A 23,234-nucleotide genomic window follows, 5' to 3' on the forward strand; every position below is an offset into this window, starting at 1 on the left:
TTCCCCCTTATTTAAAACCGTTATCGTCATACATCGTACTGATAGAAAATCCTTCAAGTTGATTGACCCTATAGGCCTACTACTTAAAATTTTCTCTCTATTGCCTCGTTTGCTTCTGGATGTATATCAAGTAATACTCTTCGAAAATCAAATTCAAACCACGTCAACGTCGCCTTGCCGTACTCAAGTACAGCCTGCGGCTAGTTTCCTAGTTTGCTCTTTGATTTTCATTGAGTATAAAATTCATTGTAACAAAAAAGCGGCATTCTCTCAATGACAGAAATGTCACTCCTATAAAGCATTCAACAATACCTTTCTAAGTCTTCGCTCCATTCATTATCTAAACTAACGATTAACTTCTCATTGCCAAACATCCTCGCCATCATTTTTGCTTCTTCATACTTTTGTTTGGCTGTATCATAATCCGTCTGAATATAATATTTCCACTCCACCATCAAGACAATCGGTTGTTTTTGAAAATCTCGTGTTTTCTGCCCTATTTTATTTAAGGTCTCAACTGCTCTTTTAAAATAATGAAACAACCCCATAATTTCTATACAAGCTAAAGAAGCTAACAAGGAATCTCTAAGCAAGTCCAAACAATCGAACTCTATCTTATCAACCTGAGAACTTAGTTTGTCATGAAAACAAAGAATGGTTTCATGCTCAGATTCTTTTATCTCACCCATATTTAAACCATCCATTAACTGACAGTTGAAATACAGTCTCAGTTTCAACAAGTCCTCGGCTTTATATACATCTCTGGATAGTAAATCTTGAAGACTGTCCTCAATCACACTGCTTCCATATAAGGAATTACTAGTCATTCTCACTGCATCTATAGCTTGAAGACAATCCACTAGCACTTTCTCATCACGTGGCAAATCATCATAAAAATTCTCAAAAATCTCATCGAAATATTCTTCCTTTTGTTCCTGCAACTCCTTGTCTCCGTAGTCAGGATGATGTAAAAGAAAGTACTTTAATTCTTGGTAACGCTTCGGTAATTCCTTATAATCTGGCATCAAGACGTAGGACGGAATTTCTGGTCTATCTGCAATATATTCTAGTGTTTTTATCGTCGGGCGAAATTCTCCTTTTTCGATTCTCACCAACTGACGGACTGATAATTCAGACTCATCCCCGCAAAAAACTGGACGACTAAGTCCTTTTTCTTCTCTTAAAAGTCGTACTTTATCCCCTAACTCATTTATCTTGTTCATTTGCCCCTCGCACGATTATAAAAGATTTGATTTTCAAATAAATATATGCGATGATTATACCATTTTTCAAATAGAATTACAAAAAAGAGACAGGAAATTCCTGCCTCTAGGCTGATAACAATTATTTACGGCGTCCTGGTCTTTCTTTGTAACCATAGTAAGAATCTTCGATGATTTCTTGCATGTGGTCAACCATTGGAAGGCGTGGGTTAGCTGGTGAACATTGATCTTCGTAAGCAAGGAAGGCCAATTCGCGTGAATGTTCTTTCCATTCTTTTTCATCGATTCCTTGTGCTTTGAAGTTCATTTGGATACCTACGCGCTCACCAAGTTCGTAGACAGCTTTTGCGTAAGATTCCACACCTTCTTCTGGAGTAGAAGCTGGAAGGCCAAGCATGCGTGCGATATCTTGGTATTTTTCATCTGCACGGTAGTAGTTGTACTTAGGCCATGTTGCTGTCTTAGCTGGACGTGTACCGTTGTAGCGGATGACGTATGGAAGCAAGATTGCATTTGTACGACCGTGGATTGTGTGGAATTGCGCACCAATCTTATGGGCCATTGAGTGAGAAATACCTAGGAAGGCATTGGCAAAGGCCATACCAGCGATTGTTGAAGCGTTATGCATTTTCTCACGTGAGTGGAAGTCTGCATTCTTAACTGAGCTTTCAAGGTTTTCGAATACAAGTTTGATGGCTTGAAGTGCAAGACCGTCAGTGTAGTCGCTAGCCATTTGTGATACATAAGCTTCAGTCGCGTGAGTCAATACGTCCATACCAGTATCAGCAGCAACAAATCCAGGAACTGTCAATACCAAGGCAGGGTCTACGATTGCCACAGTTGGTGTCAATGAGTAGTCAGCGATTGGGTATTTACGGTTATTCGCTTTATCAGAGATAACGGCAAATGGTGTTACTTCAGACCCTGTACCAGATGTAGTTGGAATCGCGATGAATTTAGTCTTCTTACCAAGCAATGGGAATTTGAAGGCACGTTTACGGATATCCATGAATTTTTGGACAAGGTCACGGAAGTCCACTTCTGGTTGTTCGTAGAAGAGCCACATTACTTTAGCAGCATCCATTGGAGATCCACCACCGAGAGCGATGATTGTATCTGGTTTGAAGGCACGCATAATCTCAGTACCACGGTTTACAGTTGTGATATCTGGATCTGGTTCTACATCAGCAAAGATTTGGTAAACAACCTTATTGCGACGAAGATCAAGTTGTTCGATGATACGATCAAGGAAACCAAGCTCTACCATGGCATGGTCAGTAACGATCATGACACGTTCAACGTCACGACATTTTTGAAGGTATTGAATTGAATCACGTTCAAAGTATGTTTTTGAAGGAAGTTTCATCCATTGCATGTTATTTCTCCGTCTTCCGACTTTTTTGATATTCAAGAGGTTAATGGCACTAACGTTATCCCCAACTGAGTTGCGTCCGTAAGAACCACATCCAAGTGTCAATGATGGCAAGAAGGCATTGTAAACGTCCCCGATACCACCGAAAGTAGAAGGTGAGTTACAGATAACACGAATAGCTTTAACAGCTTTACCAAATTCTTTAGTTAATTCTTCGTCAGCTGTGTGGATAGCTGCTGAGTGCCCAAGACCGTTAAATTCAACCATTTGACGAGCCTTAGTAATACCATCTTCACGGCTTTCAGATTTCAAAACTGCGATAACTGGTGACAATTTTTCACGAGTCAATGGCTCGTTTTCACCAACTTCTTTACATTCTGCAGCAAGAATGTTTGTTCCTTCTGGAACTGTAAATCCTGCTTGTTCTGCAATCCAAGTTGCTGGTTTACCAACGATGTCAGCGTTCAATTTTGCACCAGCACAGTTTTTGCTGTTTGCTTTCACGCCGAAGCAGAATTCTTCAAGAAGAGCTTTTTCTTTCTTGTTTACAAAGTAAGTGTGGTAAGATTTGAACTCTGCTACAAATTCATCGTAAATTTCTTTGTCAATGATAACTGCTTGTTCAGATGCACAGACCATACCGTTATCAAATGATTTAGACATAACGATATCGTGTGCTGCTTGACGGATATTTGCTGATTTTTCAACATAAGCTGGAACGTTACCAGCACCTACCCCAAGAGCTGGTTTACCACATGAGTATGCGGCTTTAACCATAGCATTACCACCTGTTGCAAGGATTGTTGCAATACCTTCGTGGTTCATAAGGGCACTAGTTGCTTCCATAGATGGTTGAGTGATCCACTGTACACAGTTTTCAGGAGCTCCAGCTGCGATAGCTGCATCGCGGACGATACGAGCTGCATGAGCAGATGATTCTTGTGCTGATGGGTGGAAAGCAAAGACGATTGGATTACGTGTCTTCAATGAAATCAATGATTTGAAGATTGCTGTTGATGTTGGGTTTGTTGTTGGAGTGATACCACAAACAACACCAACTGGTTCAGCAATAAGAGTCAAACCTGTTACATCGTCTTCTTCAATAACACCAACTGTTTTAGTGTGGCGCATGTTGTTTACTACGTGTTCACAAGCAAACAAGTTCTTCGTTGCTTTATCTTCAAATACACCACGTCCTGTTTCTTCAAAGGCATGTAAAGCCAATTCTCCGTGGGCATCCAAAGCTGCCACTGACGCTTTAGCTACGATGTAGTCAACCTGTTCTTGGTCGAGTTTACGCATTTCCTCAAGAGCAACTAGAGCTTTTTGAACCAACTCATCTACGTGTTTTTCAGCAGCGAGTTTCTTTTCCTCTGGTGTCACAGTTTTTTTATCAGCCATATTTTCCTCCATAGCTTTCAAGGATCGATATCCTTTGTTAATTTATTCACAAGTTTATTATAACGCATTATTTCAACTTTGTAAACAGTTTCATAAACATTTCACAAAGAATTTTTAGCACCTTGTGAAATGTTTGTCATTTTCTTTTCTTAGCAAGCTTTCTCTTTAAAGTTTGTGAAATTTATTTCAAATATTTTTTTATTTCACAAACTTGCTTGGAAGAGGGACTTGGAAAGAAAGGGATTTACAGGTAAGCGCTTACTTAAACGTTCTAATAATACCTCCTTTGATAAGGAGGCTTTATTTTTGTTGAAAAACGCCTTGTTTAAAAGTCCCTTCATAAACGACTTCTTGTTCTGTTGTTAGTTTCCCTTTTCCTTCAGCCTGACCATTTACAAAATCACCTTCGTAGGTCCAGCCTTCTTTAGATTGAAAGGTGCCTTTTCCGTTGAAGGCTCCATTGTTGAAACCACCTGTATATTGGTCTCCATTTTGGAAGGTGATGGTTCCTTGCCCATTCATTTTACCACGGACAAGAGTGCCGTCGTAAACAATCGTTCCATTATCAAGCTTTAGAACACCTTTCCCGGGAATATTTAGAAAAAAGACGAGTACAGCACAGAAAACAATGGTAACTACTGCTAAAAGCTCTAAACGTGGACGAGTCAGATAGACACGATACTTGTTGTAAAAATTCTTAAGATTTTCCATCTTCACTCTCCTTTTCTAAACGTTCTAGCCAAACTTGACAGCCCTCTTGAACACGTCGATAGGTTTCCTCAAAATCTCCTGTATACCAAGGGTCTGGAACACTTTCAGATGCAAATGAGTAAATCTTATCTTGACAGTCTACTGGACACATCTGACGTAGGTCAGAAACATTTGAAGCGTCCATTCCGATAATATAATCAAAGGATTCAAAATCTTCCTTACTAATCTGAAGCGATGTTTTGGCTTTGTCATAAGGAATCTCATACTCTTGAAAAATCCCTTGAGTTCCCTTATGAATCGGATTGCCATGTTCCCAAGAGGACGTTGCTCGACTTTGGATTTCGTAGTTATCTGTCATTGATTTCATCACAAACTCAGCCATAGGACTGCGGCAAATATTCCCCAGACAGACAAAGACTAATTTTTTCATCCCATTTCCTTTCTTTTATAGAAAAACGGGAGTTCGTGATCCCGTCTTATTTTTCAATTGCGCCTTCTAGTGAAGCTGTTTCTTTCAGCGGTAATACTGTCTTAATAGCAGCTAGTTCAAAAGTCAAGTAAACTCCATCTACGTCAAGAACTATTGTTCCCTTCTCCGTATCCACTTCATCGACTGTTCCATAAAGTCCACCGATTGTAATAACTTCATAGCCTTTTTGTAGTTTATTCAAGCTTTCCATACGTTTTTGTGCTTGTTTCTTTTGAGAGCGTTGCGTAAAGAACATCAAGCCCACCATAAGGGCTAGCATGATTAAAAATGTATAATTTGGATTCATTGTCTTCTCCTTTGTCTTTTACATAGGACTACTATATCAAATTTCAGCTACTTTTACAAGATTGTACCTTGCTTTTCTAGTAAGAAAAAACCAGAGCTTGCGCCCTGATTTTTAGAATTATTTCAAGTTTTGAACGACTTTTACAAGATTTTCGACAGTAAAGCCATATTCTGCCAATACTTTTGGTGCTGGGGCAGAGGCTCCGAAGGTATCAATACCGAGAACAGCACCATCTAGTCCAACATATTTGTACCAGTTTTGAGTTGCACCCATTTCGACTGCAACACGACGGCGAACTGCATTTGGAAGAATTTCTTCCTTGTATGCTGCATCTTGTTTATCAAAGACATCTGTAGATGGCATACTAACGACGCGGACTTTTTCGCCTTGACTAGCCAATTCTTTGGCAGCTGAGACAGCAAGATTAACCTCTGAACCTGTTGCAATCAAGATGGTATCAAAGTCGGCTGCATTTTCATAGACAACATAGGCACCTTTTGCAACCTTGTCGAAGTCTGTTCCCTCTTCGACAGTCAAGTTTTGACGGGTCAAGACAAGGGCAGTTGGTGTTTTCTCACTTGTCACTGCAAGGTACCAAGCTGCTTGCGTTTCACGCGCATCTGCTGGACGGAAAACATTTAGATTTGGCATAGCACGAAGACCTGCTAAATGCTCAACTGGTTCGTGCGTTGGACCGTCTTCCCCAACTGCGATTGAATCGTGGGTAAAGACATAAGTCACAGGAAGCCCTTGTAAGGCTGACAAGCGAACAGCCGCCTTCACATAGTCAGAGAAGACGAAGAAAGTTCCACCGTATACACGAAGTCCACCATGAAGAGCCATCCCGTTCAAGATCGTTCCCATGGCAAATTCACGAACACCAAACTGAATGTTACGGTTCAAGCGATTAGCATCGTCTTGAAGTCCGTCAGTCTTGATATAAGTCATGTTTGAGTGAGCTAGGTCAGCTGATCCACCTAGGAAAGTTGGCAACTTAGCCGCTACAACGTTTAAGGCATCCTGACTCGAGTTACGAGTTGCTTGAGAGAAGCCATTTTCTAATGCTGGGAAGTCTGCTGGAGTCACTTCAACTGGATCACGTCCATCGATGATAGCCTCTACTTCTGCAGCCAATTCTGGATGCGCTTCTTTATAATCAGCAACTAATTTAGTCCAAGTTTGATAAGCTGATGCACCACGGTCTGCAACATGTTCTTTGAAATCAGCATATACTTGTTCTGGGATTTCAAATGGTTCATAGTCCCAGCCAAGGGCTTGGCGAGTAGCCGCAGTTTCATCTGCTCCAAGAGGAGCACCGTGTACGGCATTAGTTCCCTGTTTGTTTGGAGAACCGTATCCAATAACAGTCTTCACTTCAATCAAAGATGGTTTACCTGAAGCTTTAGCTGTTTCGATAGCAGCATGGATTGCTTCCAAGTCTGTTCCATCTTCAACCAAGGCAGTATGCCAACCGTAGGCATTGTAACGGTCACGAACACTTTCTGTAAAGGAATCCTTTGTCTCACCATCCAAGTTGATGTCATTTGAATCATAAAGAACAACCAACTTATCTAGTTTTTGCAAGCCTGCGTATGAAGCTGCCTCACTTGAGACACCTTCCATCAAATCTCCGTCTCCACAAATAACGTAAGTATAGTGGTCAAAGATATTGTAGCCTTCACGGTTATATTTGGCTGCCAAAAAACGTTCTGCTTGGGCAAAACCAGTGGCAGTTGAAATACCTTGCCCTAGAGGACCTGTTGTAGCATCAATCCCTGCTGTATGTCCAAATTCTGGGTGACCTGGTGTTTTTGAACCCCACTGACGGAAGCTCTTAATCTCATCCATGCTAACATCTTCAAAACCAGAAAGGTGAAGAAGGGCATAAAGAAGCATTGAACCATGACCTGCTGAAAGAATAAAGCGGTCGCGGTTGATCCAGTTTGGTTGAGCTGGATTGATACGAAGTTGTTTTGTAAAGAGGCTGTAAGCCATCGGAGCCGCTCCCATAACCACACCTGGGTGACCTGAGTTGGCTTTGTTGATAGCGTCAATACCTAGGAAACGAATTGCATTAACAGATAGATTTGACATAGAATTTCCTTTCTATTTGAGGTGATTATTGAATCACACATTCTATTCTACTATTATATGAAAATTATCCGTATCATGCAACATACGGATAACCTCCAAAGAATATTTTTATATTATAGCAAAGCTTTAAATTGAATGTTAGAGTCTTGTTCAAAACAATCATCAAAACCACGTGGATGATGGTATTCTACTAAGTGTTGATCTTGAGGATAAGTGTACTTACCGCCAACTTCCCAGATAAATGGATGGAAATCGTATTGCAAGCGATCTTTTCGCATTTTCCAAAGTTCTAGAATCTCATTAGTAGAAGCCATGAAGTTAGACCAGATATCATAGTGAACTGGGATAATGACTTTGGTACGCAGATTTTCTGCCATACGAAGAAGGTCGATAGATGTCATTTTGTCTTGGATACCTACCGGATTTTCACCATAGTTATTCAAAGCAACATCAATTTTAAAGTCTTTACCATGTTTTGCAAAATAGTTTGAGAAGTGAGAATCTGCACCATGATAGATGGTTCCACCTGGTGTTTCAAAGATATAGTTAACAGCCTTTTGAGCCATTTCTTCATCTGTAACAGCCAAGCCAGCAAGTTCACCGCCTGTCTCATCAGCACCGTTCACTGGGAGAGTTACCAAGCAAGTACGGTCAAATGATTCTACTGCATGAATCTTCATATCTTTTAATTCGATAGTGTCACCTGGCTTCACAACGATGATACGTTCTTTTGGAACCCCCCATCCTTCCCAGATTCGTCCACAGTGGTAAGGACCGATAAACTTAACATGCTCTAACTTAGGATTGTTGAGAATTGCTGCAGCTGTGTATGGGTCGATATGATCACTGTGGAAGTGTGAAACTAAGTAATAGTCTAGTTCGTTGATAGCAAATGGATCGATAACCATTGGCTGAACACGCAAGTTTGGTTGCAACTTACGAACACCTGCCATATTTGCCATTTGGTGCCCACGAACCATATCTTTCACTTTTTTGGTTGATTTTCCACGGTTTGACCAAAGGTCCATGACAACGTTAGCACCAGCTGGTGTCTTAATCCAAGTACCACAGTTGCCTAGCCACCACATGGCAAAGTTGCCTTCAGGTACGACTTCTTCTTCGATTTCTTCGTTCAACCAGGTTCCCCACTCTGGGAAAGTGGCTAAAATCCATGACTCTCTTGTAATTTCTTTGACGTTTGGCATATGTCGCCTCCTTTGGATATAATTGTTATCTTTGAGATTAGTATACCACCCTTCAAAACACTAAAAAAGACCAAGAAAAACACAGGTTTGTGTTCATCATTAGACTGTCCTTCAAATATCTTCCAAAAAAGCTTGAACTACTATTTCTTGATTTATAAGTGTTTGAACCTCTTCTTGGAACTTACTAGCCAACTTGCTGTCTGCAATATAAGACGAAATAAGACTAGAAAGATTTTCACTGAAACTTTTGCTCTCATTACGAAATATATTGTGTTTAAGATAGTCTAGCATTTTCAAAATATCTTCTGCTTCAAGGATAGGATTAACCCTTAAAATCGGAAATCTGCTATCCAAATCATCATTAGTAGTAATCACTACATCAACTTGTGCAATATCTTCCACACTCTTAAATTGTTCTGTTGTAAATACAGTGTCAATTTGCTCATTTGGAAAATAAAGTTTGCATTGTTTCAGCAAAAGTCTCGAAACCGCAACACCTTCATCACAAACGAGATAAACTTTTTTCATATTTTTTTGAGACGATGGTGTATACTTTAAAAATCCTCCAATATGAATCGTCAAATAGGCAATATCATCGTCTGTTAGCCGAATAAACCATGCTCCTTCTAAAATTTCCGCAGATTTTCTAGTGACTAAAAATAATTCTCCATACTTGGATCGAATTTGTTTTGTTAGAGGATTTTTAGAAAAAATACCGTAAGTCTTTCTAAATAACAAGGCTTTACAGTGGATCATCAAATTTCGTAACAAATCATCCTTGTTCTCAATCTCCATTCGGATTTGTGATTCAAAATACCAGATAAATTCTTCTAAAGCAAGTTTTAATTGCCGAAAATCATCACTTTCTGCATGAATATCCAAATCTTTACGATAGGAGAGGAGGAGAACAGCTACAAGAGAAACTTCAAGTCCTGACAAAGAAATTTCAAACTTTTGAAACAACCGTTCTCCTAATTTCTTAGACACCTGATACTCTATTCTTTTTCTTATCAAAGAAAATTCTTTCTCTATATCCTGATGTCTTTCTTGATACTGTTCAACATTATGACAGCTTAACAGCAAATAAGGTAGAACCTGCAACATAAAAGTTATTTCATGATGGTTTATTTTCTTCCCTAAATCTTGTTCAACTAAAGGAACCTGTTCCTTAAAAAATTGGTTCATTTCAACAGAAAGCAAACACTCATCATCTAACCTCTCTTTCATCTTATCTTCTAAAATAGATACAAAAGTGGCATTTTCTTCCATAAAAATATGATATAGAAGCGATTGAAGATACTGAATTTTATTAAGAGGGTGGGCATGAAGGTGGTATCCCTGTGACTTGCTCACTTGCAAGGTCACCTGATATTGTTCCAAAGTTAGTTGATAACGAATACTATTCAAATCATTGAGAACAGTATTCCTAGATACCTCTGTTAACTCTATCAATTTTTCAATCGTAATACGTTCTTTAGAAATACCTATCCATAATAACATTATCATCATACGTTCATGCGCACTCATGATATAATCGTACGAATCTACTTCCGATAATAGTTTACAACAAGCATCTCTCTGCTCTTCCGTTAAGTGAATACCAATTCGTGGAATACTAATGATGTGAAGCGCCTCGTCACCCAGAGCAGCATTGATTTTGTCAATGTGATAATAAATTTTCCTTCTTGACTCTTTCAAATCTTTCGAAATCGCCATAATCGTTTTGGACGTTTCTTGATCCATCAAATATTGAAGCAAATCACAACTTGCCTTATCCAGTACCATATTAAAAAATCCCCCAAATCTATTGATATCACAGCAATTCTTTTTATTTTACCATATATATATCAAGCGCTATTTCTAAAAAATCTTTCAAAATTACTTCAACTCCAACTTTACTCTCAATAAAAATCAAATGTAAAAAGAGGAGCTAAATTTATCTTTTTCTCCTCCTTCGTCGTTCTTACTTTTGACCATAATAAGCATTTGGTCCATGTTTACGTTGGTAGTGTTTTTCTAGTATGTACTGGGGAGCAGGTTCAACTCTTGGATTGATTTGTTCTGTAAAGCGATTCATCTTTGATACTTCCTCTAGTACGACAGAGTGATAAACAGCATTCTCTGGATTTTTGCCCCAGGTGAATGGACCGTGATTGCGTACAACAATTCCTGGTACTTCAACCGGGTTAAGTCCGCGATGTTCAAACTCTTCTACGATAACCAGGCCAGTATCTTTTTCATAGGCCACTTCTACTTCATCCTTGGTCAAACTACGGGCACAAGGGATTGAACCGTAGAAATAATCTGCATGGGTTGTTCCGTAGAAAGGAATATCACGACCTGCCTGAGCCCAACCAACAGCTTCTGTCGAATGGGTGTGAACCACACTACCAATTTCTGACCAAGCCCTATATAATTGCACATGAGTTGGGAGGTCGGAAGATGGTCTTAAATCCCCTTCTAGGATCTTACCATCTAGATCAGTCACTACCATGTTTTCAGGTGTCAATTCGTCATAATCCACGCCTGATGGTTTGATAACAATGACACCGAGTTCGCGATTGACTTCCGATACATTCCCCCAGGTAAATTTGACAAGTCCATGTTTTGGCAATGATTGATTGGCATCACAGACTCGTTTACGCATAGCATTGATTACTTGATTCATCTTACATCAAACCTGCTTTCTTAATGAGTGGATAGAGAAAAGCTTGCGCCTCTTGAATGGCTGCGCGTGTTTCTTCTACTGTTTCACAATTTTCAGACCACATTTCGATTAGGAAAGGTCCATTATAATTGGTTTGTTTTAAAATATCGAAAGCTTCTTCCCATTTGACACAACCTTGCCCAAAAGGTACATCTCGGAACTGCCCCTTTGAACTTTCTGTCACTGCATAAGTATCCTTGAGATGGAGAGCTGCGATGGCATGATGACCAAGATAAAACTCACTATAGATATCATTATGCCATGCAGACACATTACCAATATCTGGATATACAAAGAGGAAGGGAGAGTCAAGCTCTTTTTCTATAGCCAAATATTTTTCGATGCTATTGATGAAAGGATCATCCATAATTTCAATAGCAAGTACCACCTGAGCTTCTTCAGCCCAGTCACAGGCTTTTCTCAAATTTTTGATAAAACGTTGGCGTGTCTGGGGTGACTTTTCCTCATAGTAAACATCGTAACCAGCTAATTGAATCGTACGAACTCCCAAGTCTTGAGCTAATTCGATACATTTTTTCATGAGTTCTAGAGATTTTTCCTCTAGAACTGGATCTTTTGAACCCAATGGGTAGCGACGATGGCCTGAAAAACAGATAGAAGGAATACGAACACCAGTTTCATAGATTGCTTTGACAACTTCCAAGCGTTCTTCCTTACTCCAGTCAAGTCTTGCTAAACGCTCGTCACGTTCGTCAATAGACATCTCGACAAAATCAAAGCCTAACTCCTTGGCAAAATTTAAACGTTCTAGCCAAGTAAAGTGTGTTGGGGTTGCCTTTTCATAAATTCCAATTGGACGTACCATGATTTACCCCCAAATTCGTCTGATTTCATCCTTGAAGGCACGCGCTGCTCCTGCTGGATCCGCAGCCTCTGTAATTCCACGACCTGCGATAAAGGTAAAGACATCAACACCTTCAAAGAGTTTGAGAGTATCTACATCTAGACCACCTGTTACAGATACACGGAAGCCCATGTCAATGAGTTTTTTAACCTTATTAAGGTCTTTTTCACCCCAAGTTTCACCAGCAAGAAGAGCATCACGAGATTGGTGATAAATAGCTTGTGAGATACCTGCATCTAGCCAAAGCTGAGCTTGTTCAAAAGTCCAATCGCCATAAAGCTCGATCTGGATTTCGCCTCGTTCTCCTCGTTCAGTCTTGATAGCCTTTAGAGCTGCTTCCATAGTAGGGATGGTTGCACAACAGATACAAGTCATCCAGTCTGCTCCACGAACCGCATTATTTTTAGCAACTGTTCCACCAGCATCAGCACATTTTGTGTCTGCCACAATAATCTTATCTGGGAAAAGGCTACGCAAGACTTCAGCCAGTTCACTTCCAACTTGAAGCAAGCAAACAGTTCCAGCTTCGATAATATCTACTTCCTGACCAACAGAAACAGCTGCTTTAATCGCTCCTTGCAAGTCTGAATGGTCTAATGCAACTTGTAAATTAGGTATTCTTTTTGTCATTTCTTTATTCCTCTTTCTAACTTTCCAAATCCAATCCTTCGAGATAAGGGCTATCCTTAGATTCTTCAATCATAGCCAAGACATCTTCTTTAGTCTGGCAAGCCTGTAAACGTGCAATAGAATCTTCTAATTCAAACAGGGCAATAATTTGTGGAATGGCTACACTTGTGTGAATTTTTGAGCTTGTTGCTGCTAGTGCCAACAAAACAGATACCTCTTTCCCATCTGAAAATACAACAGGATTTTGTAAGGTAATCAATGAAAAGGCATCACTTTGCACACCAGCTTCAGGTCTAGCGTGGGGCATAGCCATACCTGGCATCAAGATATAGTAAGGCCCATACTCTTCAGTCGATTCAATGATAGCATCGTAATACTCTGGCAAAATTGCCCCACTTTCAATCAAGGGATCTACTGCTACCTTGACTGCTTCTTTCCAATCCTTAGCCTCTAAACCTAGTCGGATTGAGTCGTTGTCAATTAAAGCTTGTTTTAAATTCATATCTGCCTCCTTTATTTAAAGAGGGAGAAGGACAGAAACGATAACTCTCAGTTTCTGTCCAGCCCCCTCCAACCTTTTACTGTAGTGCTTGACTGAGTTTTTCGGTGATTTCTTTATCATCCATCAAGTTATCAAGCCCAATTAACTTCCCATTAGTTCGCCCTTCCAATTCTTGAATCAAATGAAGAGAAGCGATTACGATGTCATATCCTACTGCTAAACCTTTAGCTTCACCGACACTGCATGAATTGACTGTAAAATCTGTTTGATTAAGCTTACGGAGAGCATTTTCAACCTTCATCTTGATAACCATTGATGAACCCATTCCATTTCCGCACGCTGCTAATACTTTAACCATTTTATTTCTCCTTTTCTAGATACTAAGCTTCTTCTTGAACTTCACCGTTGTAATATTTCTCTTTATCTTTTGCTTTGGCAAATTGAAGTTGAGGAATAACAAGCAAGAAGAGACACACAAGTACATAACCAACAATAGCAAGGTATTTAAAGATATATCCAAATCCAAGCCATGGGAATTCAAAGTCGATATTTCCATGGTAGCCACCATAAGATGCCAAATCGAGAAGGGCCACACAAAGAGCTCCTAGAGCAACTTGAAGGACACCTGATATAAAGGAAAGGATAACAGCCGCTTTCCATCCGCCGCGTTTATCAGCGTAGACCGCAATGGCTGCATTGTCAAAGAACACTGGTACAAATCCTGTAATAATAAGAATCGGATTTTTAAAGACGATGAGCAAAACAATTGTAATCAATTGACCAATCAAACCAAAGGTAAATCCTGACAAGACAGCATTTGGAGAACCAAATCCATAAGAAGCTGCAACGTCAACCGCTGGGAATGAACCTGGCAACAATTTGTTTGAAATACCTTGGAAGGCGTTTGTCAACTCAGATACGAACATTCGGACACCTTGCATCAAAACGAACAAGTAAACTGAGAAGGTAAAGGCTGTTTGGATAATGTACATAAAGAAATCTTGTTTAGCAGGATTGAATAGAGTTCCTGAAGTGATGACTTCTTTATTAGACATAATGTCTGGACCCAAGATTAAAAGAATGGCTCCGAAGAATACGAGCATCAAGGTAGCAGATGCAACAACTGTATCGTGGAAGATTGAGAGGAACTTAGGTAATTTAAGATTGTCTAAACTTTCTTCTTTCTTACCAAAGCGTCCTGCTACTTTATCTACAAACCAGATTGCAAATTGCTGTTGGTGACCAATCGCAAATCCGCCACCACCAGTCAAGCGTTGAGTTGCCTCAACAGTCATATTTGAACTAACTGCCCAGTAAAGTCCACAGATGATACCAATCGCTGCTGTACCGTAAGCATTGCGCAATTGTGGTACTAAGAATAGAACCATAAGAGATACTGTTGCAGCTTGTTGTACCATGATGTGACCAGTAATAAAGAGGGTTCTTACCTTCGTAATCTTTCGAAGAGCTACGAGCAAGATATTTATTCCGAAACCAATCAATAGAGCTGTAGTTGCAGTTCCAACAAAATCTGGAAACTCTGCTGCAATTTTGTTGTTTGCTGCAGCAAGTCCAAAGTAAGGGTCGATAACCGCTGCACCAATTTGGAATTTGTAGTTAAGGGCTGCTAAGATTGGACGGAAGGTTGTAACCAAACCACCAGCACCCACGTTAAGCAACATATACCCTACTGTTGCTTTAACAAACCCTGAGAAAACGTCATGGGCAGGTTTTTTCAAAAGTGCGTATCCTATCAACACCAATAAACCTACGAAAAATGCGGGATTCTGCAAAATATTGCTAGAAAACCAATTTAGAACACTTGAAACGACTTCCATAATTGTTCTCCTTTTGAATTGTTTTTGTAAGTTTATTATATAATGCGAAAGCGCAAACAAAAAGACCAAGAATTACACAGCGGACTGTTCACTCTTGGACTGTATGATTTATGATGTTTTACAAATTATCTTATTTTCTCGTAGCTAGATAATAGGGAAGAATTTTAGAATAAGACTTCAATAAGCCTTCTACGATTTCTTCTTCAGACGAATTTTCTGTCACAGGAACGTCTGCCTTCACTAAAACTTTACGGACTTCTTGGCTGCCTATCTTCTCGACTAAAGTGCGACGATTTTCTTCGTTCGCCTCCCACCGTTGACTTTGACCATCAGAGTAGGCTAGATAATAAATCCCTTTAACGGTTGGAATGTCTAAAACTTTGGCCTGCTTGCCCAGTGTTTGCTCATCCTTCTTACGCTCGATGAAACTGACTTCCAAAGAAATTCCAAAGTCAGTAGATGTCCCATACAAACGTAAGGCCATCATAGGTTCTGTCACTTGTCCGTCTCTCTGTAGATAAACCCAAAAATGTGGTCTCAAACGCTGGGCCTGATTCATCCACTGACTAGTCTGTTGGAGTTGCCATTCTGGATGGCTTGCTTGAAAGGCTTTGGCCAGTTCTGTAAAAGCCTTTCGTGCCTCTTGGCCTTTATAGCGCAATTCCAGCATCTTCTCTCGCTCTGCTCCCGCTTTATCAGGATTACGGTACTGCAAACCAGCAAAGTCTAAATAATCTCTTATCTTATTCAACATCCGTTTCATCTCCTCTAGCTAGCAAAAAATCAGGTCAACCCTGATTTTACTTATTCTGTATCTACAACGACATAGCGATTGGGCTCGTCACCCTCAGAGTAACTAGTCACGCCATCCATACGTGAAATAATACGGTGGATAATCTTGCGTTCGCTATTTGACATGGGATCTGTTTGATGACTGCGGCCTTCTTCTAAAACACGAGTCGCCAATTTTTGCGCATAGGTCTGCAAGACTTCTGCACGGTGTTCAACATAATCATTGACATTGATTGTAATATAGAAGGTTCTTGAATAGCTATTATAAAGATAATTTTGAGCCAACAGTTGCAAGGACTTCAAGACTTTACCATGGTAACCGATAATACGACCTGGTTCGTTGGTGTTAATTTGTAGATTGATGCTACGACGGTTATAGTCATTTGAAAGTGTAGCCTCAACATCCATGTCATCAATAATCGTTTGAACATAAGCCATTACTTCCGTAGCTACTTGTTCAATATCAAAGTTCGTTTCAACTTTCAAGCCCAAGTCTTCTAGTTCTTGACTTTCAGCTTGGTCTTGCTCAGTTTCAAGGTCATCAGCGCCTGCTTCTTCCCTCATCGCTTCCTCGATTTGAAGTTCATTTAAAATCTCAATGTGACCAGTTTCTTCTAAGATAGTGCTGGCATGTCTTTCATGTTTTAAGATTTCAGCCTTGACTTCATCAGAAATACCTTGACCTTCTTCCTCTATTTTTTTAATAGCATCAACTACATGACCAAGGTCAACGGTTTCTTCACTAACCGTCTTCACAGGCTCGTTCAAATCATTGATTTTTTTCGGAACGCCTTTTACTACCTGTTGATTTGCTTTGACAACAGTCGTTTCACTAATCGCTTCAATATCCACTTGGGCTGGTTTTTTACCAAATAGACCAAGAAAGCCTTTTTTCTCCCTAGAAATGACTTTGATATGAGCCTTCATTCTTGGAATATCTAATTCTTTCAATCCTTTCTGGATTGCTTCTTCAACAGTTGAACCTGTAAATACTACCATTACCAGATTCCTCCTTATTATTTCGTTTTCTGAGCCTTTTTCTTGGCTTTTCTTTTTCTATTTTCCAAATCTTTTTGTGCCTGTACTACGGCCTCGCGCTCTGCGATAATCTTGAATGGATTGTTCAAGAAATAGGTTTGCAAGACTTGATAAGCATTAGACACTGTCCAGTATAGGGCGACTCCACCTGGCGCATAAACTGCAAAGATAAAAATCAAGACTGGAATCCCATACATCATCGCAGTCGTAGCGCCATTTCGCTCAGACAAAGCTTTGTTGGACAACCAAGTACTTAAAAAGGTGAATACTGCTGCTAAAATCGGAAGAACAAGGGTTGTATCTACACCACCAAGGTTAATCCATAAGAAATGACCTGTCTTTAAAAAGTCAACTCTTGATAGGGCTTGGAACAGGGCCAAAATAACCGGCATCTGAATCAAAATCGGCCAAAGAGAGTCTGACTGTCTGACACCCATTTCTTTAAATACTTTACGCATTTCCTGCTCTAGTTTGGTTCTGCTTTCCATATCTCGACCTGGATATTGTTCTCGAAGCGCCTTAATGCGTGGCTGAGCTTCCTGCATTTTCCTAGAAGCCACCATTTGCACCTGAAAGACTGGCAAGAGGACTGTACGAATCAAGACCGTAAAGAGAATAATCCCCACTCCGATACTAATATCAAACGATAAAAAGCGAATGATTTCCGCAAAGAAGTAAACCAATTTACTCCAAAAATCAGCCGATTCGGCTGTAATATCGCTAGTTACCCCATTAGTCGCACAGGCTGTCATGATCAATAGAGACAGTCCTAGCAAACTAGTCAACTTTAGTTTCTTTTTCACTCCCATTTCCTTCCTGGTAAATCTTTGATAATTTTAATACGTGGAGTAGATTTTTCTCCATCTCTGCGTATCCCAAGGTTTCAACCCCTTTTCGAGCAATGACAACAAAGTCGACATCTTCTACCAGACTCCCTTTTGCATTCTGGATAATATGTCGGATTCGTCTCTTGATTTGATTTCTAGTGACCGCATTCCCCAGCTTTTTGCTAACTGATAGACCTACTCGAAAATGGTTTTTCTGGTTTTCTAGTTGGTAGACGACAAATTTGCGATTGGCAAAACTTGTCCCCTCCTTGAAAATCGCCTTAAAATCTTTCTCTCTTTTTACACGAAAGTTTTTCTTCAAAACTCAACTCCATCTATTAAATTACTACTATTATACCATATTTTTCAAAAAAGCCAATCATAGCAAGGTTTTGGACAATTCTACCAATATTCTCTTGTTTATTTTTTAATCCTTTTCGTCGTGCTTTCATTCTCTTTCTTATTGTCACAATGTCTACCGTTCCCGTAACAGTCTATACTTAAAACTTAAAAAATTTGAAGTCATTTTCCCTGTAAACACTAAAAACGACAAAATGGTTAGAAAATTTATTTTCCAACCACTTTATCACATTCATTAAAGACAGAATTATCATTTTAACCTTCTTAATTACAAGTATTTAAGCATAACTAACCCCAAATAGCACATTTTCCAGCAGAGATTCCTAATTGTGCAACGATTCCTGCAACGTTACTCTTCATGCCAAATTTAGCAAGTTCCATTGCTATATATGAGGCAGCTTTGCCCCACATTTTACCTTGAATATAACTGATAATGTCCCCTCTCATTAAATCAACAAGTTCCATACCTGGAATCATACCAATCAACTCATCACGCATACATGAAACAAAATCTCTATCTTGTAAAGAGGCTTGCAAGTTTTGAACCAAATTAAGCTCTGTATAAATACGTTCAATGCCCATTACAATATACGGTGCTAAAGTGCCATAGCGTTCTGTCAATAATTCTTTATTAACATAAAGAACGCCATTCTCATAACTCGTCGCTTCTGTAAACAAGAATTTCAAATCCTTCTCTACTTCGGCAACATCAATATACTCTACAGTTGTATTTGGAACCTTTGTTTCATTAGCGTATGCAATCCCTATAAAACTCGGTACCATAATAAGCAAAGTCGTAGCAATAACAATACATTTTGTAATTATCTTTTTCATGTCATTCACTCTTTCTGAAAGAAATCGTGTTGTGCTAAATAGTCATAATGTTGTTTGTTAAATTGATACTGTCCTAAATGTTGACTGATATTACCTACATCTACTGAAAAGATGTACTGTTCACTTTGATAGTGCCATTTAATTCTAACTGTGTTCAAGACGGTGTTATAACTAAAATCTTCAACTTGACTCCAGGACATTTCAATGACTTGATTAGGCCGATTTTCAGTTACATCACTAATGTCCATCAAGTAAATCCCCTTAGATGTGAATGACATAATCTTTGGCTTCACACTCGACTGAACATAGTAGACTCCTCCTATAATGAAAAAATCAATAAAGGATTTCAGCCATGTCTTTTTCTTAAAAGCCATCAGAAAATTCCTTTGTCCCTCGATATGACAAGTTGAAAGAAATGATTCAATCTGTTTTTCTGTGGCAAATTCCATAATAGTACCCATGATGTTACCTCCATAACTATAAACCAAGAACGATACAACAGCTCTTATAACTTATTGCTGTACTATTATAGCATAAATTGTAAGCGGATACAATCAAAAATTGACATAATATAAAATATTAATTGATGCTACCTGTCATTCTAAGCGAAAATTGGAAATAAGTTATCTTTTATCACTTTTATAGCAAATTTAAATTACAACAGCACAATACGACTTCTAATACATTTTTAGAAATGCATTGAAATCAGCTAATTAATTTATTCACATTTTATAGTATGTTGAAATAGAATATGAACAAATTGATTGAGAAATTCATCCTCATTTTTAACAATATTTCAGAAACCGATGTATCCTATTCTTGACTCAATATACTATATCTCAATCCACTATAAGGCTTCTTAAAATCATCCACCGCTATCTATGACTTCTACCTTTCAAAGCTAGTTAAGTTTAAAAAAAAGAAGCTGGAAAAATAACTTTCCCAACTCCTTGTATTGAATATTTTTTTAGTTTCACTTATTTTTTCAAGCGTTCAACATCACGGGCAATGACTAATTCTTCATCTGTTGGAATAACCAAGACACGGATCTTCGCTGCATCTGTTGAGATGTCTCCTGTCACACCAAAGATATTCTTTTCATCATCAACATCACAACCAAACCACGAAATTCCTGAGATTACATCATGACGGAAATTTTCTGCATTTTCACCAACACCTGCTGTGAAAACAATGGCATCTGCTCCATTTAGTACTGCAAGGTACTGACCGATATGTTTTTGAATACGGTCAACATACATTTCATAAGCCAAGCTAGCGTCGTGATTCCCTTCTGCTACAGCAGCTTCTATGTCACGCATATCGCTAGAATTAGCAGAAACTCCCAAAAGACCCGATTCACGATTAAGAACACTACTGATATCTTCTGGTGTATTAAAATCCTCTGTATATTGCATTAAATAAGGAATGATAGCTGGATCAATGTCCCCTGTACGCGTTCCCATCATAATACCACCCAGAGGAGTGAAGCCCATAGAAGTATCAACAGATTTGCCGGCTTGCACAGCTGTAATTGAGCCTCCGTTACCAATATGACAGGTAATCAACTTCAAGTCTTCTAATGGACGTCCCAAGAGTTTTGCAGCTTCTCCTGCTACAAACTGGTGACTTGTACCATGAGCACCGTATTTACGAACCTTGTTTTCTGTGTAATATTTTGTTGGTAGAGGGTAGCGATAAGCTTTCTCTGGCATACTTGCGTGGAAGGAAGTATCAAAAACAACTACACTGGTAATGTCTGGCAACAATTCCTTGAAGGCACGAACACCTGCTGCATTGGCTGGATTGTGGAGAGGAGCCAACAAACTCAACTCTTCAACTTTTTCTAAAACATCCCCCTCAACAACTGTTGATTCTTTGAAATATTCTCCACCCGCAACAACACGGTGTCCAACACCTGTAATCTCATCATAGGCCTTGATAATATCGAAACGAATCAAGTCATCCAATAAGATTTTAACAGCTTGTGTGTGATTTTCGATATCTAAAATTTGTTGTTCAGAACGGCCATCAAATTTTACAGTTGAAATTGAATCTTTCAAACCGATACGTTCAATCAAGCCTTTCGCCAATACTTTTTCTTCTGGCATTAAGTATAATTGCCATTTTAAACTTGAACTTCCTGCATTTATTGCGATTGTTTTTGTCATTATCAATTACCTCTTTTAAGCGTTTTCAACTATTATAACAAAATCTATTTTATATTTCAGTACCTTTGCTCCAATTTTGAAAATTTTCTTTGAATTTCATTAAAATGCTTGCACCTTGCAAGCTAGCAAGTGGATACACAAAAGGCTCTACTGCTATTTCATTTTTCTTCTGTAAGATAAAAATAGTCTTAGATTGGTTGACATTGGCAAAGAGATTTTCAGGCAGACTAATCATAGCAACCAGACTCGCCTCTTCTTTCAGCCACCCTTTTAACAAATCACTTTGAGGGCTGGTCAACAAATCACTCGGAGCTAGAAAAATAGCGTATCCGTCTAACTTGAGATACTTAAGCCCTTGTTCCATGAGCAAGTGATGGGCGTAAGTATATTCTTGGCTAGAAGCAACTTGATGACGCGACGCAACGGCATCATCAGGATAATAGCCGACCGGCAAGTCGCTGATGACCACATCGCTTTCTTTGAGCATTTGTGGACGAACGGCATCTCCTTGGACAAAGCCAGCCTGCAATCCGATCACGTCTGCCATGCTAGCTGCCAAATCAATCAGCAAATCATCCACTTCCATTCCCAAGTAATCCACCTTTTTATCAAGCGAGGTCAAGAAAGTAGCGCCCAGAATTCCCATGCCAGAACCCATTTCGAGGATAGTGATTTCTTCCTCTGTAAACAACTCTTCCACAATAAATACCAAAAGCAAGGCAATAGCATCTGGCGTAAACTGGTGATTAGCCTGCAGGGGCTCTGTCTGCCCAGCCTTCATCAAGAGAAACTGGTAGGTCTTGAGCCATTCTTCTTTGAGAAGCGCTAAGCGTTTAAGAGCCTGATTGTTCTCCTTGACCTGATTTAGCTCAGTCTCGCCATCCAGATAGATGCTATTTTGCTCCACCAAGGCGTCATAAAAGTTGGTCGTCAAATCATTTTGGATGACTTGGACATTCTCTAGTAAATAGGTATAAGCTTGTTCAATTTTTTCAAAATCCATATTCCTATCTTATCAAATTTCCCTTCTTTTTTCCATCCTTATAGAAAGTCCTATATGAAAGAGTATAAATGACAAGTTGGGCATCTAAATCTGATAACAAAAGTTTTTCTATAGACCCTTGGCAGGGATGTTTATTCCGACAAATGGTCATAGAAATATAGCCGCCCAACTTCCCTAGAGAAAAAACGAAGCATGAATTGACTTACTATTTTTACAGAGTTTTCCAAGTGTTATACTAAGTTTCCATTTATATCTTTTCCCATTTTCCCAACAAAATTTTAAAGAGTTTTTATTTATTAGACTTCCTGTGAAACAAAAATATGATACAATAAAATTATGAAGCAAGCAAACAACTAACTGATGCACGATTCAAGCTCCTTGTTGGTATTCAGCGTACCACTTTTGAAGAGATGTTAGCTGTATTGAAAACAGCTTATCAAGGTAAACACGCAAAAGGGGGACGAAAACCTAAACTAAGCCTAGAAGACCTTCTTATGGCGACTTCAATATGTGCGAGAATATCGAACTTATGAACAAATTGCGGCTGATTTTGGTATTCACGAAAGCAACTTAACCCATCGGAGTCAATGGGTTGAAGTAACTCTTGTTCAAAGTGGTTTTACGATTTCAAGAACTCCTCTCAGTTCTGAGGATACGGTAATGATTGATGCGACGGAAGTAAAAATCAATCGCCCTAAAAAACAATTAGCGAATGATTCTGGTAAAAAGAAATGCCACGCTATGAAGGCTCAAGCGATTGTCACAAGTCAAGGGAGAATTGTTTCTTTGGAGATCACTGTGAACTATTGTCATGATATGAAGTTGTTCAAAATGAGTCGCAGAAATATCGGACAAGCTGGTAAAATCTTGTCTGACAGTGGTTATCAA

Annotated in this window: 23 protein-coding genes and 1 pseudogene; 2 read left to right on the forward strand and 22 right to left on the reverse strand. The window is 39.2% G+C overall.

Annotated elements, in window-relative coordinates:
• Window positions 1-277, forward strand: a 277-nt coding sequence (locus HT701_RS11235) for a hypothetical protein (protein ID WP_205403482.1), incomplete at its 5' end; no start/stop codon positions are given.
• A gap of 25 nt (window positions 278-302) precedes the next feature.
• Here HT701_RS11235 and HT701_RS01240 read toward each other — a convergent pair.
• The 22 genes from HT701_RS01240 to HT701_RS01345 all read right to left on the reverse strand — a co-directional run bounded on the left by HT701_RS01240 (window position 303) and on the right by HT701_RS01345 (window position 22,346).
• Window positions 303-1,223, reverse strand: coding sequence for an XRE family transcriptional regulator (locus tag HT701_RS01240; RefSeq protein WP_172931129.1), 921 nt, complete (start codon window positions 1,221-1,223; stop codon window positions 303-305).
• A gap of 121 nt (window positions 1,224-1,344) precedes the next feature.
• Window positions 1,345-3,996, reverse strand: a complete 2,652-nt coding sequence (gene adhE / locus HT701_RS01245) for a bifunctional acetaldehyde-CoA/alcohol dehydrogenase (protein WP_172931130.1) — start codon at window positions 3,994-3,996, stop codon at window positions 1,345-1,347.
• Window positions 3,997-4,296: 300 nt separating this feature from the next.
• Entirely contained in the window at window positions 4,297-4,707 is a 411-nt protein-coding gene (locus HT701_RS01250; RefSeq protein ID WP_172931131.1) for an MORN repeat-containing protein, read from the reverse strand.
• Entirely contained in the window at window positions 4,694-5,137 is a 444-nt protein-coding gene (locus HT701_RS01255) for a low molecular weight protein-tyrosine-phosphatase (RefSeq protein ID WP_000737437.1), read from the reverse strand. The genes HT701_RS01250 and HT701_RS01255 overlap by 14 nt, the downstream gene beginning before the upstream one ends.
• Window positions 5,138-5,183: 46 nt before the next feature.
• Window positions 5,184-5,483: a preprotein translocase subunit YajC gene (yajC, locus tag HT701_RS01260; RefSeq protein WP_001069287.1), complete on the reverse strand. Its 300-nt coding sequence runs from the start codon at window positions 5,481-5,483 to the stop codon at window positions 5,184-5,186.
• Between the two features lie 117 nt (window positions 5,484-5,600).
• Entirely contained in the window at window positions 5,601-7,577 is a 1,977-nt protein-coding gene (tkt, locus tag HT701_RS01265; protein WP_172931132.1) for a transketolase, read from the reverse strand.
• Window positions 7,578-7,690: 113 nt separating this feature from the next.
• Window positions 7,691-8,782, reverse strand: coding sequence for an L-ascorbate 6-phosphate lactonase (gene ulaG / locus HT701_RS01270; protein ID WP_001134220.1), 1,092 nt, complete (start codon window positions 8,780-8,782; stop codon window positions 7,691-7,693).
• A gap of 111 nt (window positions 8,783-8,893) precedes the next feature.
• On the reverse strand, window positions 8,894-10,567 hold the full coding sequence (locus HT701_RS01275; RefSeq protein ID WP_172931133.1) for a transcription antiterminator: 1,674 nt from the start codon (window positions 10,565-10,567) through the stop codon (window positions 8,894-8,896).
• A 178-nt stretch (window positions 10,568-10,745) separates the two neighbouring features.
• The gene (locus tag HT701_RS01280; RefSeq protein WP_138705874.1) at window positions 10,746-11,450 is read right to left on the reverse strand and encodes an L-ribulose-5-phosphate 4-epimerase; all 705 of its coding nucleotides are present in this window, start codon (window positions 11,448-11,450) and stop codon (window positions 10,746-10,748) included.
• 1 nt (window position 11,451) lies between these two features.
• On the reverse strand, window positions 11,452-12,315 hold the full coding sequence (locus HT701_RS01285; RefSeq protein ID WP_138704523.1) for an L-ribulose-5-phosphate 3-epimerase: 864 nt from the start codon (window positions 12,313-12,315) through the stop codon (window positions 11,452-11,454).
• A 3-nt stretch (window positions 12,316-12,318) separates the two neighbouring features.
• Window positions 12,319-12,984, reverse strand: a complete 666-nt coding sequence (locus HT701_RS01290) for a 3-keto-L-gulonate-6-phosphate decarboxylase UlaD (protein WP_000166728.1) — start codon at window positions 12,982-12,984, stop codon at window positions 12,319-12,321.
• A gap of 16 nt (window positions 12,985-13,000) precedes the next feature.
• Window positions 13,001-13,486 (reverse strand): PTS sugar transporter subunit IIA, encoded by a 486-nt coding sequence (locus tag HT701_RS01295; protein WP_023939875.1) that lies wholly within the window; start codon window positions 13,484-13,486, stop codon window positions 13,001-13,003.
• Window positions 13,487-13,562: 76 nt separating this feature from the next.
• A complete protein-coding gene (locus tag HT701_RS01300; protein WP_000241469.1) occupies window positions 13,563-13,844 on the reverse strand; it encodes a PTS sugar transporter subunit IIB in 282 nt (93 codons plus the stop codon).
• A 22-nt stretch (window positions 13,845-13,866) separates the two neighbouring features.
• Window positions 13,867-15,324, reverse strand: coding sequence for a PTS ascorbate transporter subunit IIC (locus HT701_RS01305; RefSeq protein WP_050208199.1), 1,458 nt, complete (start codon window positions 15,322-15,324; stop codon window positions 13,867-13,869).
• Between the two features lie 130 nt (window positions 15,325-15,454).
• Entirely contained in the window at window positions 15,455-16,078 is a 624-nt protein-coding gene (locus HT701_RS01310; RefSeq protein ID WP_023937019.1) for a hypothetical protein, read from the reverse strand.
• Window positions 16,079-16,128: 50 nt separating this feature from the next.
• Window positions 16,129-17,115, reverse strand: a complete 987-nt coding sequence (jag, locus tag HT701_RS01315) for an RNA-binding cell elongation regulator Jag/EloR (RefSeq protein ID WP_172931134.1) — start codon at window positions 17,113-17,115, stop codon at window positions 16,129-16,131.
• Between the two features lie 17 nt (window positions 17,116-17,132).
• Window positions 17,133-17,957, reverse strand: coding sequence for a membrane protein insertase YidC (locus HT701_RS01320; RefSeq protein WP_000727903.1), 825 nt, complete (start codon window positions 17,955-17,957; stop codon window positions 17,133-17,135).
• A complete protein-coding gene (gene rnpA, locus HT701_RS01325) occupies window positions 17,932-18,303 on the reverse strand; it encodes a ribonuclease P protein component (protein WP_000739244.1) in 372 nt (123 codons plus the stop codon). The genes HT701_RS01320 and rnpA overlap by 26 nt, the downstream gene beginning before the upstream one ends.
• Window positions 18,304-18,629: 326 nt before the next feature.
• Window positions 18,630-19,175, reverse strand: a complete 546-nt coding sequence (locus HT701_RS01330) for a hypothetical protein (RefSeq protein WP_119919840.1) — start codon at window positions 19,173-19,175, stop codon at window positions 18,630-18,632.
• Between the two features lie 5 nt (window positions 19,176-19,180).
• Window positions 19,181-19,636, reverse strand: coding sequence for a hypothetical protein (locus tag HT701_RS01335; protein WP_119919841.1), 456 nt, complete (start codon window positions 19,634-19,636; stop codon window positions 19,181-19,183).
• 516 nt (window positions 19,637-20,152) lie between these two features.
• On the reverse strand, window positions 20,153-21,343 hold the full coding sequence (locus HT701_RS01340) for an acetate kinase (protein ID WP_000167760.1): 1,191 nt from the start codon (window positions 21,341-21,343) through the stop codon (window positions 20,153-20,155).
• A 49-nt stretch (window positions 21,344-21,392) separates the two neighbouring features.
• Window positions 21,393-22,346 (reverse strand): class I SAM-dependent methyltransferase, encoded by a 954-nt coding sequence (locus HT701_RS01345; protein ID WP_119919842.1) that lies wholly within the window; start codon window positions 22,344-22,346, stop codon window positions 21,393-21,395.
• Between the two features lie 386 nt (window positions 22,347-22,732).
• Here HT701_RS01345 and HT701_RS01350 point away from each other — a divergent pair.
• Window positions 22,733-23,234 (forward strand): annotated as a pseudogene (locus HT701_RS01350) (transposase family protein); the annotation flags it as partial.

The organism is Streptococcus sp. 10824, assembly GCF_013276595.1.
GTDB classification, from domain to species: Bacteria; Bacillota; Bacilli; order Lactobacillales; family Streptococcaceae; genus Streptococcus; species Streptococcus pseudopneumoniae.

Bases quoted from the DNA above. Each gene is read 5' to 3' on its own strand.
- adhE (WP_172931130.1), bottom strand. From the start codon at position 3,996: ATGGCTGATAAAAAAACTGTGACACCAGAGGAAAAGAAACTCGCTGCT.
- HT701_RS01345 (WP_119919842.1), bottom strand. From the start codon at position 22,346: ATGGATTTTGAAAAAATTGAACAAGCTTATACCTATTTACTAGAGAAT.
- HT701_RS01335 (WP_119919841.1), bottom strand. From the start codon at position 19,636: ATGGGTACTATTATGGAATTTGCCACAGAAAAACAGATTGAATCATTT.
- HT701_RS01255 (WP_000737437.1), bottom strand. From the start codon at position 5,137: ATGAAAAAATTAGTCTTTGTCTGTCTGGGGAATATTTGCCGCAGTCCT.
- HT701_RS01285 (WP_138704523.1), bottom strand. From the start codon at position 12,315: ATGGTACGTCCAATTGGAATTTATGAAAAGGCAACCCCAACACACTTT.
- ulaG (WP_001134220.1), bottom strand. From the start codon at position 8,782: ATGCCAAACGTCAAAGAAATTACAAGAGAGTCATGGATTTTAGCCACT.
- tkt (WP_172931132.1), bottom strand. From the start codon at position 7,577: ATGTCAAATCTATCTGTTAATGCAATTCGTTTCCTAGGTATTGACGCT.
- HT701_RS01290 (WP_000166728.1), bottom strand. From the start codon at position 12,984: ATGACAAAAAGAATACCTAATTTACAAGTTGCATTAGACCATTCAGAC.
- HT701_RS01340 (WP_000167760.1), bottom strand. From the start codon at position 21,343: ATGACAAAAACAATCGCAATAAATGCAGGAAGTTCAAGTTTAAAATGG.
- HT701_RS01275 (WP_172931133.1), bottom strand. From the start codon at position 10,567: ATGGTACTGGATAAGGCAAGTTGTGATTTGCTTCAATATTTGATGGAT.
- HT701_RS01300 (WP_000241469.1), bottom strand. From the start codon at position 13,844: ATGGTTAAAGTATTAGCAGCGTGCGGAAATGGAATGGGTTCATCAATG.
- HT701_RS01280 (WP_138705874.1), bottom strand. From the start codon at position 11,450: ATGAATCAAGTAATCAATGCTATGCGTAAACGAGTCTGTGATGCCAAT.
- HT701_RS01310 (WP_023937019.1), bottom strand. From the start codon at position 16,078: ATGTTGAATAAGATAAGAGATTATTTAGACTTTGCTGGTTTGCAGTAC.
- HT701_RS01305 (WP_050208199.1), bottom strand. From the start codon at position 15,324: ATGGAAGTCGTTTCAAGTGTTCTAAATTGGTTTTCTAGCAATATTTTG.
- yajC (WP_001069287.1), bottom strand. From the start codon at position 5,483: ATGAATCCAAATTATACATTTTTAATCATGCTAGCCCTTATGGTGGGC.
- HT701_RS01295 (WP_023939875.1), bottom strand. From the start codon at position 13,486: ATGAATTTAAAACAAGCTTTAATTGACAACGACTCAATCCGACTAGGT.
- HT701_RS01330 (WP_119919840.1), bottom strand. From the start codon at position 19,175: ATGAAAAAGATAATTACAAAATGTATTGTTATTGCTACGACTTTGCTT.
- jag (WP_172931134.1), bottom strand. From the start codon at position 17,115: ATGGTAGTATTTACAGGTTCAACTGTTGAAGAAGCAATCCAGAAAGGA.
- HT701_RS01250 (WP_172931131.1), bottom strand. From the start codon at position 4,707: ATGGAAAATCTTAAGAATTTTTACAACAAGTATCGTGTCTATCTGACT.
- HT701_RS01240 (WP_172931129.1), bottom strand. From the start codon at position 1,223: ATGAACAAGATAAATGAGTTAGGGGATAAAGTACGACTTTTAAGAGAA.